This is a genomic window from Massilia sp. Root335, assembly GCF_001425685.1.
Taxonomy (GTDB): Bacteria; Pseudomonadota; Gammaproteobacteria; order Burkholderiales; family Burkholderiaceae_D; genus Telluria; species Telluria luteola.
Window position 1 is genome coordinate 280418 of sequence record NZ_LMCY01000008.1, and the last position, 11994, is coordinate 292411.

An 11994-nucleotide genomic window follows, 5' to 3' on the forward strand; every position below is an offset into this window, starting at 1 on the left:
ATCGACCCCATCATAAAGGAGACCAACCGATGAAACGCTTCGCCAACATGCTGGCCGCGCTCTTGTTTGCCCTGTCGTTCCTGCCGCTGTCCGCATCCGCCGCCGGCTATACCCAGACCCGATATCCGATCGTGCTCGTGCACGGCTTCCTCGGCTGGGACAGCATCGGCCCGTACGATTACTGGTTCGGCATCGCCGACGCCCTGCGCCGCGACGGCGCCCAGGTCTACGTCGCCCAGGTGAGCGCCGCCAACAGCACCGAGGTGCGCGGCGAACAGCTGCTCACCTACGTCAAGCAGGTGCTGGCCGCGACGGGCGCCCAGAAAGTCAACCTGATCGGCCACAGCCACGGCGGGCCGACGGTGCGCTACGTCGCGTCGGTAGCGCCCGGGCTGGTCGCATCGGTGACGAGCGTCGGCGGCGTCAACAAGGGCACGCCGGTGGCCGACATCCTGCGCGGCGTGGCCGCACCGGGATCGTTTTCGGAAAGCGTGCTGGGATCGATCGTGAACGGCGTCGCCGGCACCATCGCCTTCCTGTCCGGCGACAGCAGCACCCAGGTGTCGACGGCGGCGCTCGACTCGATGACGACGGCCGGCGCCGCCAGGTTCAACGCCGCGCATCCCGAGGGCGTGCCGGCCACCGCATGCGGTGAGGGCGCGTACCAGGCCCGCGGCGTCTACTATTTTTCGTGGAGCGGCGCGCAGCCGTTCACGAATCTCATCGACCCGCTCGACGCGCCGCTCAGCCTCGTGTCGCTGGCCTTCCTCGGCCAGAAAAACGATGGCCTCGTCGGCAGCTGCTCCAGCCACCTCGGACGCGTGATCCGTGACGACTACCGCATGAACCACCTGGACGAAGTGAACCAGGTGGCGGGCCTCGTCAACCTGTTCGAGACCAATCCCGTCACGCTGTACCGCCAGCACGCCAACCGCCTGCGCGAGATGGGTCTGTGAACCGGAATCCGACCATCGTCATCGCGCTGGGCGCGGCCGGCATGTTGTGGCTGGCCGCGCTGGCGGGGCGGTCTGCGCCGCCGGCGCCTTCCGCGCAGGTCGTGACCGTGGCGCCGGCCGCGCAGCCGTTCGCGCCGTCGCTGCAAGGCACGCGGCCGGACGGCGCCGTGCGCGTGGCGCCGGACGACAGCGTCGTCGCCGACGCCCAGCTGATCGAACTGTTCGACTACTACCTGAGCACCGTGGGCGAGAAATCGCCCGCCGCCGTGCGCGCGGAAATCGAGCGTGAACTGGACCGCACCCTGCGGCCGCCCGCGGCGGCAGCCGCCAAGCGCGTGCTGGCGCGCTACATCGCGTACCGGCAAGCGCTGGCGGCGCTGGAAACCGACGCGAAGTTGTCCGGCCCGGACGCCGCCGCGCTGAAGCGCCGGCTGGCGGCGCTGCACGGGCTGCGCGCGCAGTATTTCAGCCAGCGCGAGATCGCCGCGATCTTCGGCCGCGAGGACGCCGCCAATGCCGATGCGCTGGCGCGCATGGAAATCCGCGACGACCACACGCTGACGGCGCAGCAGAAACGCGAACGCCTGGCGGCGCTGGACGCGAGCCTGCCGGCCGCCGTGCGCGCCGCGCGCGAGGCGCCGTTGAAGATCGTGCGCGTGCAGGAAGAAGCCGAACGGCTGCGCGCAAGCGGTGCCGGCGACGACGACGTCTTCCGCCTGCGCGCCGATGCCTTCGGTGCGGATGCGGCCGGACGTCTCGCCGCCGTGGATCGCGAAGAGGCCGAGTGGAAGCGCCGGATCGACACGTATCTCGCCGCGCGCCGCGGGCTGCAAGGCGAGGCCGCGGTGGCGGCGCTGCGCAGCCGCATGTTCAGCGTGGACGAGCAGCGGCGGCTGGCCGCATATGAATGACCGTAGGATGGGCAGCACGTGCCCACGCGTTCAACCGACGCCGGCGCGAACGCGACGTATTTGACGGTGCGTATCGCCGCGTGGGCACGGTGTGCCCACCCTACAATTTTTCCACCTGCTGCTTCGCGTACCCGGCGCCCGATCCGCTCGGCGCCAGCTCGAGGTAGGTCTTGTACGCCGCCTTCGCCTTGTCGCCGTTGCCCGCGCGCGCGTACGCGTCGCCCAGGTTCATGTACGCGATCGCGCGCGACGGGTCCATCCTGATCGCGTTCTCGAACCAGCGCGCCGCTTCCGCGAACTTGTCCTGCTTGTAGAACACGAAGCCGAGGTTGTTGGCCGCGAGCGCGAAGTTCGGCCGCAGTTTCAGCGCTTCGGTGAACTGCGTCTCGGCCTGCGCGTACTGCTTTTCCTTGTACAGCTGCAGGCCGTGGTCGTTGGCGCGCTGCGCCTGCTGGCGGCTCGATACCGGGACCGCGGCCGGCGCCTTGATCGTCTGCTCGCCGCCCTGCAAATCCTTCACGACGACGGGGGCGGATGGCGCCGATGCCTTCGCTTCGAGCTTCGTGTTGAGGGCGATGGCATCGTTCGACAACTGCGCCGTGTTCGTATTCAGGAACTCGCTTTCCTCGGGCAGTTCGAACACGAAGTCGCCGCCCTCGGAACCCGGCAGGCTGCCGAAGGCAGGCGTCTGCTGCGACACGCTGGCCACCGCCGGCGCCACGTACGCCGCCAGTTCCGTCGCGGTGATCAGGCCGTCGCCGTTCAGATCGGCCTTGCCGCCGAGGCCCTGCAGCAGCGTCCACGTGAACACGGAATGGCCGTTCGGACCGCCGTCGGACACCATCTGGTCGGTGCCGCCCGCCGTCAGCATCTGGCGCCCGAGTCGCCTGGCGTTATCGCGCAAGAAGGCGGCATTGGCGCCGCCGCGCGTCAAACCGAGGCCGCTGTAGCACGCGTCCATCACGAACAGCACGTGCTTCGCGGGCAGGCTCTCGGCGATGTTCTGGATTTCGGTCATCGGGATGGCGTCGCTGGCGAGGTTCTCCGGATCGGCGTCGTAAGGCACGATGTAGCCGAGATCGCGGCCGGAACTCAGCTTGCGCGTCGCGCCGTGGCCCGCGAAGAACACGAACACGCGGTCGTTGGGCTGCAGGCCGCCGGTCCCGCCATGGCCGGCGAGGTCGTGGAATGCCGCGAGGATGCCGCGGCGCGTGGCCTGTTCGTTCTTCAGCGTGATCACGTGGTCGGATGCGAAGCCGAACTTCTGCACGAGCGTCTGGCCCACGCCTTCCGCGTCGCGCACGGCGTATTGCAGGTGCGGCCATTTCGGATAGCCGTCGACGCCGACGACGATCGCCCACGAACTCGCATACCCCGTCGCGGCCGCGCGCGCGACGGGCGCCGGCGCGGCATTGGCGCCCCCGGCCACGCGGAAGGCCGTGCCGTCCCAGCCGGCGAACTGGTAGCCCTCGGCGACGAGGCGGTCGAGGATCGCCGGCAGCGCCTTCACGGTGCGCTCGTGGATGTCGTGGAACAGGATGATGCCGCGGCCTTCCTTGTCGACCGCGCGCAGCACGCGCTCGGCGATGGAGGCGGGCACCGGATCGGCCCAGTCCAGCGAGTCGATGTTCCACATGACGGACTTCAGGTGCGCATCGGCCAGCAGGTGCATGCCTTCCTTGTTGCGCGCGCCGTAGGGAAAGCGGAACAGCGCGGAGCGTTGCGGATCGACGGCCTTCAGCAGCGTGTCCGTATCGAAGATCTCGGCCTTGAGGCTGTCCCCGCTCTCCTTCGACAACTGCGCGTGCGAGAAGCTGTGGTTGGCCAGCACATAGCCGGCGGCCTTGAGCTTGCGGCTGACTTCCGCGCCCGCGTTCAGGCGCGCGACGCCGTGCGCATCGAGCGTGCCGAGGTTGCGTCCGACGCTGAAGAACACGGCGGGCGCATCGTACTGCTTGAGGATCGCGGCGATTTCTTCGCTGTAGCGGCGGTGCGGACCGTCGTCGAAGGTCAGCACGATCGTCTTCTTCGGCAGGCCATTGCCGAAGATCTCGTCCTCGTCCTTGTGCGCGGCCGGTTCGTTGTCCGCGTTCGGCGGCTCCGGTTTGGCAGGGTAGGGCAGCACGACGCCGTAATCCTTGAGGATGCGGTCGCGCTGGTAGATCGTCTTGAGGTAGCCGACGTAGCTGTCCCACTTCTCGCGCTTCAGGACGATGGAGCGCGACTCGAAGCGCCCGAACACGGCGCTGATCTCCTTTTCGTAGGTGCGCTCGATCTCGGCCAGCGCGTCGAGGTCTTCCGAGATCCGCTTGTGCAGCTTGATCGCCGGCAGCGACGAGTCCTGTGCCACATGGTCGAGCAGCGACTGCATCAGCTCGCGGAAGGCAAGACGGTCCGCATCGTACAGCCCTTCGTTCGACTCGACGTAATCGAGCAGGCCGCCGACCGCCTCGAAACGGCGCGGATTCTGCGAGCCGACGAGGCTTGCCAGCGCATCGTCGACCTTCGCGATGCGCTCCTGGTTTTCGTGGAACAGCTGCTGGCCGACGCGGTTGACGTCTTCCTGGCCGGCTTTCGAGAGGCCGGCTTCATCCTGCGTCAGCACGACCATCTTGCGGTAGGCGGCCAGCACCTGCTTGAAGTCGGCGGCGATGGCGGCCGCTTCCTTGGATTGTCCTTGCGGCGGTTGCGGCAGTTGCGCCTGGGGCGTCGGCTTGCGGTTGGCCAGATAGGTGCCACTGGCGGCACCGGCCGCAGCGACGGCGAAGATGACGAGATAGAGGGCTTTACGTTTCACGGCAGTGTTGAAAAAGTTTTATCGTGGCAACAATAGCACTATCGCCGTGACTTTTGCCAACGAAAACTTAACCTTTGTGGTGACGCAAAGAGAGCCCGGCCGGTTGTACGACGGCGCGGCGGGGCGATGCCGGTTGCATGTCACTCTTGTACTGCCGAGAATCCTTGTTATAATAGGCGGCTTCGCGAGCAGCTGGCTCGTGAACCCATCAGGAGAGATGGATGAGTGGTTTAAGTCGCACGCCTGGAAAGCGTGTATAGGTTCATAGCCTATCGGGGGTTCGAATCCCCCTCTCTCCGCCAAAAATGCCAAAAAGCCCCTATGAAGGGGCTTTTTTGTTTCCGCCTACCCCCATTTCTACCCACATTGCTAAACAGCCTGTTTTTTGACGCCGCGGCTCAGATTTCGCTGCCAGATTACAAGCTCTTCCTCGTCCCAAGCAACCGCCCGCACACTGATCTGGACTGGCGCAGGGAAGGTCCCCTTCTTGATTCCATCGTAGATGACCGTACGCTTGATGCCGACGAGATCGATTACGGCTGGCAGGCGCAGGAAGCGTTTTGGTGCGTTCATGTTGTGGTTACTCATCATCGGCCCCCAGCAGCCACGCTCCGTCAACGTTCAGCACGGTGCACACGTTGGCCAAGTGCGGGCCCGAGATCGTGCGAGTCTCACCGCTCTCCCATCGCGCCACGGTACTCGGCATCACGCCGACCAGCTCAGCCAACCTTTCAACCGACATCCCAGCCGCTTCGCGTGCGACTTTGATGTGAGTGTGCCAGGTCATCGATACCGAGTGTTCAAAGCCGGCAAACTCGTGGCGCACGACGCAAGCCCGAGTCAGGCTGTCGACCGAATCAACGTCCCGGTGACCATAGTCACCAAAGCACACATAGAAGGCCTCCTTTTGATTGAGCAATTCGCTTGACCAGTATGAATCTTCATCATGCAGCCGCTCCGGGAAGTTCTTCTCAAGGAGATCGAAGTCGTCAAAGTCCGGGAGCACGCCGCCGGCTGCCGCAGCGAACACGCGCGCCTGATTCCATGTAACGAACTGGGCCTCAGCCGGCAAAAGGATCAGGTGGCGGTAAATCCCAGCGTCTGGAACGATGCCAACGTACTGCTCACCGGTCTGCAGGTAGCTCATGTCGAACGGGAAGTCAGGACGCGGCGGTGTTATGGCTGCCCGAGTAGCGGTCGGCAGCGAATCGACCATGCGCATGAGCTCTTCATGGTCAGCGGTACCGAGAAGCTTTGGGGGCGTGGTGGACGACCGCATAAAACCCGAGCGCGCAACCGCATCATTGCTCTCACGCTGTGTATCCAGTTCTGCGCTGCGATTCGCGTTGACGGTTTTTTTCGTATTCATGTTCGATCCTTTAGGTTGGTTGTTGTGATGGGGCGATTGGAATCAGCGCGGCACGATGGTCAGTTGCACTCGAGCGGCCGGAAGCGTGTAGCTGTACTGCGCGGCTAGGTCAACGATCATCTGCTGGGCGCAACGATCCATCGCCCGAAAGTTGGCGATGATTTGACGCTCTTCGTCGCTGAGCTGGAAGCCGGCGCTGTCGATCGTGCGCAGGTCGCCGCGGCCGCGCTTACGCTGCTCTGCCGTGCTCATGCTGGAGCTCCTTTGCGCGCATTCGAGTTGAAGCGATCGACCGCCCTGGATGCATCCTCAGCCAGTTTGTCGAGCGAAACCAACGCCAAGCGCGCGAGGGACTCGATATCGTTATCGGACAGCAGCGGACGGACATCCCCGGAGCCAGAGTCCATGGCACCAAGGTCAGCCAGATGGGCTTGCACGATGCCTGCGATAGTCCGCGTGCCACGGGCGATGTCCATCACCTCGGCCGCGAAGATGGCGTTCGCGTCGTGCTCTGCGCCGCCATGGAGCCACGACTGCTGCAGGTAAAGCGGCAGGGGCGCGGCCGAGGACGTTGCGCTGGACGTTGCATTTGTGCTACTCTCATGATTCGCCATAGTCTTTCTCCAAAGTTTTAGGGCGTAAGGGGCCATCCGGTGCTGGAACACCAGGTGGCTTTGTTGTTTCTAGGGTTGGTTAAATCAGATCGGTATCGTCAATGCGGCGGGGCCGCTGACTTCATCGACACCATGCAGGCCAGCTTTGTCAGCCCGCGCTGCGTGATGTGCACCTGTTCCTTGGTGCGCTTCTCGCCGCTGCGCGGATCGTCATAGCTGCCGATCTTGTGAGCGAGGTAGCCGGCCTGCAGCTTGTCGTGACGGGCGAGGTAGCCCGCTCGACCAGGGCGCCGATACACCCATCCTTGCTTGAAGAGGAGGTCGGCGAGTTCGTTGTAGTGCACGTGCAGAACCTTTGCGGCATCTCGTAGGCACATCGAGCCGTCCGTGTTCGAAATGATATTCAAAGCCTCTACAGCTGGCGCTTGTTCGCTGACCTGGCGCTCGAGCTGCTGGACCTTCACCGCCAGTTGAAGACGGCCCTCCTCGGCGTCTGCCCAGGCACGCGCTGCGGCGACGCGATCGGCAAAGTTCGGCAGTCCATCCACCATTGGCGGCTCGGGACGATGCTCCACCGTTGGTGGAACAGAGTTGCCCGCCGCCGGGGTGTCCACAGATTGTGTTACCACGTAATGCGCGTTTTTACGCATCACTGGCAGGATCTCGTCGAACACGAAGCGCTCAAACGCCTGCGCGGCCGGTAACTTTGTTTTGACGATGAGCCGCATCACATCCGCCTCGCTCAGCACGCGCGTCTGTTGCACGCCGCCAGCAGTCAGCAGAGGAACGCATCGCATCTCACCTGTGCAGTGGCGCATTGCCGTCGTCGGATCGGCGTAGCCAATCGCCTTGCAGACATCGTTACCGACGAGCAGTGGCTCGCCGTTTTCGCTGGTGATGACACGCAACGGGTGCGTCTCAAACAGGAATAGGGTAGGTGCTGCTTGCTGTAGTGCGCTCATGATTCCTTAGGGCGTAAGGCGTTACCAATGAGAGAATATTAAGTGCACTTAAAAAGTTCCGCAAGCGATATTTTCAGTATGCTTAAAAATTTCTTTGAGCGGGGCGAAAAAATACCCGCACAAGGCGGGTTAGAGAAAAGCGTGTCAGATTTTTTCGGTTTGTCTTAGAATTACTTTGCCTATCAGCTTGACGTCCTCCGGCCGGTAAAGCTTGCGCGCATGCCGACGCTGATCCGGATGATCTGACGTAAGCCACCACTCCCCGCTGTCTCGCTGGAGTCGGCGCAGTAAAATTGTCCCCTCGTAGATCAAGAGATAAACGGCCCCATCTGTAATGTCGCGGTGCCATCTATCTAGGACAAGGAAGTCGCCAAATGAGATAGCTGGCTCCATATCCAGCGTCCGCACTCTCATCACAGACACAACGTCTGGAGATAGGTCATTAACCTGAAACCACTGCATCCGAAGAGCAAAAAGGCTTCGGGCCTCAAGTTCGCGCTCGGGCTCAACTCGATAACCCTCAGGCGTATCATCCGGGATATAACGAACAACTTCGATTGGCCATAGCTCTTTCCCATCCACGCCCTCCTGGGCGTAGCTCTGCCAAAACCAGGCATCGCTGGAGTCGTCGTCCTCACCGAGCAGCCAGGCCGGACTTATGCCCAAGAGGTCGCAAACCCTAACAAGATTGGTGCCTTCGATTTTCTTTGTCTTCCCGCTTTCCCACATCGTTACCGTAGCAGGCGAAACGCCGACTAGCTTAGCCAGTTCGGTCTTCCGTAGGTTCTTCACAGTGCGAGCCTGTGTTAAGCGCTTGTGCCAGTCCATTAAGCCAGCTTAACACCGGCGACGTTTCGGTGCAACAATTTTAATGCGCTTAATTTTTAAGTGCGCTAAAATTGGCTCATGAGCCAGAACAATACGCCCGACGAAATCATTGACGCCTTGGGCGGGACGTCTGAAGTAGCGAAACTCTGCAGGGTAAGTGACGCCGCTGTGTCGCAGTGGCGGCGAGCGGGCATACCTCAGCCACGACTGATGTACATCCAGGCCATCAGGCCCGATCTGTTCATGTCGCAAATCACGACAACGCCGCAGCCGGAGTAAAGAAATGAAGCCTCTCAGCAACGCCTCCCCTAGCCCGGTAGGCGCAGGGACTTTGCACGCCCAAATTCCGCAACTGGTGGCGCTGGTAGATGTCGGCGGCCTGGCGCTGGAACTGTGGCGCACGGAGCTGGCTGTCACCGAGCTGCACCGCATCTACATCCGCAAGATCCAGGAGTACGAGGAGCGCTACGGAGACATCGGTGGCCGGATCAACCCGCGCAATCACGAACACGTCGCCATCGTCTCGTACACCATGGACGCGAGGCTGGCGCTTACGGCGGCTAAGCGCAAGGTGTATGCCGCGCGCCGCCGGCTGCGGAACGCGTGCGCGAAGGCGGCCAGGAAGGGAGCCACGAGCGCATGAGTACTCCCCAGCTCGAAGACGGCTTCACCATGATCGCGAATGAACTCTTGGAGGCCGTTCTGGGCGGAAGCTTCTCCCATCGCGAGCAGTCGGTCATCTTCACGATCATCCGGAAGACCTACGGCTACGGCAAGAAAGAAGACGACATGTCAGCCGCGCAGATCGGCGCGATGTGTGGGCTCGCTCGCCAGCACGTGACGTCGACACTCAATGCGCTGGCGGCACGCAATGTCATCACGAAACGCCAGGGCACGTACGGCATGATCGTCGGCGTCCAAAAGGATCATCGACGGTGGATCTCGGCCAACCAGTTGAAGTCGCAGGCTGGCCTCGATTCTGGACTTGCAGATAGTCCCAAAACAGGACTAGTCCCAAAACAGGACACGTCCCAAAACAGGACTAGTGCTAGTCCCGAATCGGGACAGGTCGATAGTCCTAAATCGGGACACACAAAAGAAAACCTTCCAAAAGAAAACCTCAAAAGAAAAAGTACCCCCAAACCCCCAGAGAGGGCCATCACGCCTGCCAAGGAAAAAACCATAACGCTGCGAACGTTCATAGATGGATGCCAGGAACGCGGAGAGCGTCCGGTCCGCGACTACGAACCACTGTGGCGATACACCGAGGGTGTTGGACTACCCAAGGACTTCATTGCTCTCGCTTGGTACGAGTTCTGTCGACGGTTTCTGCCTGGCGGTACCGGTGAGGCGAAGCGGTACACCGATTGGCGCAAAGCGTTCCGCAAGTACGTCGAGGGCAACTACCTGAAGCTCTGGGCGCTTGATGGCGAAAGCCGGTACTACCTGACCACGCAGGGCAAACAGGCCCAAAAATTCTACGATTCGAGGGAGGCAGCATGAGCAACGAGATCAAACCGCCGCCGTACAGCGCGGAAGCAGAGCAAGGCGTCATTGGCGCTCTGCTGCGAGACAACGATGCGATCGACCGCATCGGAGACCTTCGCACCGAGCATTTCTACCTGAGCGACCACGTGACGATTTTTCGCGAGCTGTTGCGGCATCTGACGGCCGGCCGCAGCTGCGACGTGATCTCGCTAGGTGACGCACTGCAAGGCAAGGTGCCTGACTGCGCGCAGTACCTGAACCAGCTTGCGCAGTCGTCTCCGTCGTCGGCCCACATCGGTCGCCATGCCGCGATCGTGCGAGACAAGGCGATAAAGCGCGGACTGATCAAGTTCGGACGCGAGGTGGCGGAGGCTGCCGCCGGCTCGCCAGAGGAGTCTACCGCGCTGGTCGATCAAGCCTCGAGCATGCTGGAAAAACTGGCGGTGGCACGTACGCACGTCGAGCCTGTACTCGCGGCCGACGAGTTAGCCGCGCACGTCGAGGAGCTGCAGCGCCGAATGGATGGTGTCGTGAAGGTGATCTCGACGGGCTATCCGGACGTCGACAACACGCTGAACGGTGGCATCCGCCGCGGCGAACTGATCGTACTGGCGGCACGTCCCAAGATGGGCAAGACTGCGTTCGCGCTGAACGTGGCCTGTAACGCCGCCCTCGATCATTCTGTGTTGGTGCTGTCGATGGAGATGCCGAAGTCCCAACTGCACGACCGGAATCTGGCGAGCCAGGGACAGATCCCGCTCGAGCACCTGCTCAAGCCTCTGATGATGACGCCCGGCGACTGGGACCGGCTTACCCATGCAACGATCAAGATCCGCGACATGAAGCTGCATCAGGACGACCAAGCGGGCCTGCGCCTGCTCGACGTCCGCCTCAAGGCAAAGGCCGTGAAGCGCAAGAGCGGGCTCGACCTGCTTGTCATCGACTACCTGCAGCTGATGGACGGCGACGGCGATAACCGCAACGCGCAGATCGAGAGCATCACCCGCGGCCTCAAGACGTTAGCCAAGGAGCTTGGCATTGGGATCATTCTGCTGTCGCAGCTGAATCGCAAGTTGGAGGAGCGGCCGAACAAACGGCCGATACCGGCCGACCTGCGAGACTCCGGAGCGATCGAGCAGGATGCGGATGCCGTGGTCTTCCTGTATCGCGACGAGGTCTACAACCCGGATAGTCCGGATGCGGGTATGTGCGAGGTCGATGTAGCGCTGTGCCGTCAGGGGCGGCCAGGGCGCACGGCGCTGGCTTACATCGGCGAGCAGGTACGGTTCGAGAGCCTGGAACATGGATGGATACCAGCAAAGCCCGTAGAGCGTCGGGCGCGCCGCGGCCTGGCGGAGCACCTATGACAGGACCGATGCGCGCTTTAACGCATCCCTTCGCGAGAGCCTGACATGAGTACGACTCGTGCTGCGCTCGTTGAGATCCTGGAAGGCGTTGAGGCCATCGACGTCGACGAAGGCGCGAAGGACAAGTTCCGCCAACTGGTGGGCGCCGTGGCCAATACGCACGGCTACGACTGGATCGAGCGGGCTAGTCGGATCGACTTCGCAAGAGGACTGCTGCGCATGCGCGTCAGCCGGCCTGAGGTGCGAGATAGGTTGATTGCCCTGTACGGGATCTCACGTCCTCAGGCCTACCGAATCATCAGCCATGCGCTGCAACTGTCTCACGAATGAGCCTTCGATGAGACGCCCTGACGGTTTAATGGCGACATCGAACATAGGAGCTTGCAATTGGCTTTTACCAAAATCGAACCGACAGGAGCCATCGCGACGAAAGGACGGTGGGCAGTGCTGATGAACGCGACACAAAATGCGAAGTTGAAGCTGGAAACAGCCAAGCGCCCGCTAGGTCTGCGCTTGACCGTATGTGGCAACACGGCTGGCGCGAAGAACAGGGCGACTCTCGCGAAGGTGCTCGCCGATACCCCGGCCACTCAAACACCGCGCGCGACGAACTCGAAGTCAACCCCATCGAGCACGGCCGCGAATAAGGCCCGCCTTGCCGCCATCCTCGCGGACGACTAAGAACCCGATACGAACTAAAGG

The 11994-nt window shown here is 62.4% G+C and carries 15 protein-coding genes and 1 tRNA gene; 9 read left to right on the plus strand and 7 right to left on the minus strand.

Annotation, left to right across the window (positions count from 1 at the left end):
- Window positions 1–29: 29 nt before the first annotated feature.
- Complete coding sequence (locus ASC93_RS07130) at window positions 30–956, plus strand: triacylglycerol lipase (RefSeq protein WP_056439283.1); 927 nt, start codon at window positions 30–32, stop codon at window positions 954–956.
- Complete coding sequence (locus ASC93_RS07135) at window positions 953–1867, plus strand: lipase secretion chaperone (RefSeq protein WP_056439286.1); 915 nt, start codon at window positions 953–955, stop codon at window positions 1865–1867. The genes ASC93_RS07130 and ASC93_RS07135 overlap by 4 nt, the downstream gene beginning before the upstream one ends.
- Before the next feature lie 100 nt (window positions 1868–1967).
- Here ASC93_RS07135 and ASC93_RS07140 read toward each other — a convergent pair whose 3' ends face one another.
- On the minus strand, window positions 1968–4664 hold the full coding sequence (locus tag ASC93_RS07140) for a polysaccharide deacetylase family protein (RefSeq protein WP_056439289.1): 2697 nt from the start codon (window positions 4662–4664) through the stop codon (window positions 1968–1970).
- A gap of 211 nt (window positions 4665–4875) precedes the next feature.
- Between ASC93_RS07140 and ASC93_RS07145 the strand changes: the two genes are divergently transcribed.
- Window positions 4876–4966: transfer RNA gene (locus ASC93_RS07145), tRNA-Ser, on the plus strand.
- A 67-nt stretch (window positions 4967–5033) separates the two neighbouring features.
- On the opposite strand, the gene ASC93_RS07150 is transcribed toward ASC93_RS07145, so the two are convergent.
- The 6 genes from ASC93_RS07150 to ASC93_RS07175 all read right to left on the minus strand — a co-directional run bounded on the left by ASC93_RS07150 (window position 5034) and on the right by ASC93_RS07175 (window position 8437).
- Window positions 5034–5237: an AlpA family transcriptional regulator gene (locus tag ASC93_RS07150; protein WP_157201785.1), complete on the minus strand. Its 204-nt coding sequence runs from the start codon at window positions 5235–5237 to the stop codon at window positions 5034–5036.
- A 7-nt stretch (window positions 5238–5244) separates the two neighbouring features.
- A complete protein-coding gene (locus ASC93_RS07155) occupies window positions 5245–6033 on the minus strand; it encodes a helix-turn-helix domain-containing protein (protein ID WP_056439295.1) in 789 nt (262 codons plus the stop codon).
- Between the two features lie 42 nt (window positions 6034–6075).
- Window positions 6076–6285 carry a hypothetical protein gene (locus ASC93_RS07160; RefSeq protein WP_056439298.1) on the minus strand — a complete coding sequence of 70 codons (210 nt, stop codon included), beginning with the start codon at window positions 6283–6285 and terminating at the stop codon, window positions 6076–6078.
- On the minus strand, window positions 6282–6647 hold the full coding sequence (locus ASC93_RS07165; RefSeq protein ID WP_056439301.1) for a hypothetical protein: 366 nt from the start codon (window positions 6645–6647) through the stop codon (window positions 6282–6284). The genes ASC93_RS07160 and ASC93_RS07165 overlap by 4 nt, the downstream gene beginning before the upstream one ends.
- 98 nt (window positions 6648–6745) lie before the next feature.
- Complete coding sequence (locus tag ASC93_RS07170; RefSeq protein ID WP_056439304.1) at window positions 6746–7609, minus strand: phage antirepressor KilAC domain-containing protein; 864 nt, start codon at window positions 7607–7609, stop codon at window positions 6746–6748.
- 144 nt (window positions 7610–7753) lie between these two features.
- Window positions 7754–8437 (minus strand): XRE family transcriptional regulator, encoded by a 684-nt coding sequence (locus ASC93_RS07175; protein ID WP_056439306.1) that lies wholly within the window; start codon window positions 8435–8437, stop codon window positions 7754–7756.
- Window positions 8438–8515: 78 nt separating this feature from the next.
- Here ASC93_RS07175 and ASC93_RS07180 point away from each other — a divergent pair, with 78 nt between their 5' ends.
- Genes ASC93_RS07180 through ASC93_RS07205 form a run of 6 tightly spaced genes read left to right on the plus strand, consistent with a single transcriptional unit; the run spans window position 8516 to window position 11973 of the window.
- Entirely contained in the window at window positions 8516–8716 is a 201-nt protein-coding gene (locus tag ASC93_RS07180; protein ID WP_056439308.1) for a Cro/CI family transcriptional regulator, read from the plus strand.
- A gap of 4 nt (window positions 8717–8720) precedes the next feature.
- The gene (locus ASC93_RS07185) at window positions 8721–9080 is read left to right on the plus strand and encodes a hypothetical protein (protein WP_056439311.1); all 360 of its coding nucleotides are present in this window, start codon (window positions 8721–8723) and stop codon (window positions 9078–9080) included.
- Entirely contained in the window at window positions 9077–9940 is an 864-nt protein-coding gene (locus ASC93_RS07190) for a replication protein (RefSeq protein ID WP_056439314.1), read from the plus strand. Before ASC93_RS07185 ends, ASC93_RS07190 begins: the two co-directional genes overlap by 4 nt.
- Entirely contained in the window at window positions 9937–11292 is a 1356-nt protein-coding gene (dnaB, locus tag ASC93_RS07195; protein ID WP_056439317.1) for a replicative DNA helicase, read from the plus strand. The genes ASC93_RS07190 and dnaB overlap by 4 nt, the downstream gene beginning before the upstream one ends.
- Before the next feature lie 45 nt (window positions 11293–11337).
- Window positions 11338–11622 (plus strand): hypothetical protein, encoded by a 285-nt coding sequence (locus ASC93_RS07200; protein ID WP_056439320.1) that lies wholly within the window; start codon window positions 11338–11340, stop codon window positions 11620–11622.
- 57 nt (window positions 11623–11679) lie between these two features.
- Window positions 11680–11973 (plus strand): hypothetical protein, encoded by a 294-nt coding sequence (locus ASC93_RS07205; RefSeq protein ID WP_157201786.1) that lies wholly within the window; start codon window positions 11680–11682, stop codon window positions 11971–11973.
- Window positions 11974–11994 lie beyond the last annotated feature (21 nt).

Coding starts and splice junctions, on each gene's coding strand:
- ASC93_RS07130 (WP_056439283.1), top strand. CDS start 30: ATGAAACGCTTCGCCAACATGCTGGCCGCGCTCTTGTTTGCCCTGTCG.
- ASC93_RS07150 (WP_157201785.1), bottom strand. CDS start 5,237: ATGAACGCACCAAAACGCTTCCTGCGCCTGCCAGCCGTAATCGATCTC.
- ASC93_RS07155 (WP_056439295.1), bottom strand. CDS start 6,033: ATGAATACGAAAAAAACCGTCAACGCGAATCGCAGCGCAGAACTGGAT.
- ASC93_RS07160 (WP_056439298.1), bottom strand. CDS start 6,285: ATGAGCACGGCAGAGCAGCGTAAGCGCGGCCGCGGCGACCTGCGCACG.
- ASC93_RS07165 (WP_056439301.1), bottom strand. CDS start 6,647: ATGGCGAATCATGAGAGTAGCACAAATGCAACGTCCAGCGCAACGTCC.
- ASC93_RS07170 (WP_056439304.1), bottom strand. CDS start 7,609: ATGAGCGCACTACAGCAAGCAGCACCTACCCTATTCCTGTTTGAGACG.
- ASC93_RS07175 (WP_056439306.1), bottom strand. CDS start 8,437: ATGGACTGGCACAAGCGCTTAACACAGGCTCGCACTGTGAAGAACCTA.
- ASC93_RS07180 (WP_056439308.1), top strand. CDS start 8,516: ATGAGCCAGAACAATACGCCCGACGAAATCATTGACGCCTTGGGCGGG.
- ASC93_RS07185 (WP_056439311.1), top strand. CDS start 8,721: ATGAAGCCTCTCAGCAACGCCTCCCCTAGCCCGGTAGGCGCAGGGACT.
- ASC93_RS07190 (WP_056439314.1), top strand. CDS start 9,077: ATGAGTACTCCCCAGCTCGAAGACGGCTTCACCATGATCGCGAATGAA.
- dnaB (WP_056439317.1), top strand. CDS start 9,937: ATGAGCAACGAGATCAAACCGCCGCCGTACAGCGCGGAAGCAGAGCAA.
- ASC93_RS07200 (WP_056439320.1), top strand. CDS start 11,338: ATGAGTACGACTCGTGCTGCGCTCGTTGAGATCCTGGAAGGCGTTGAG.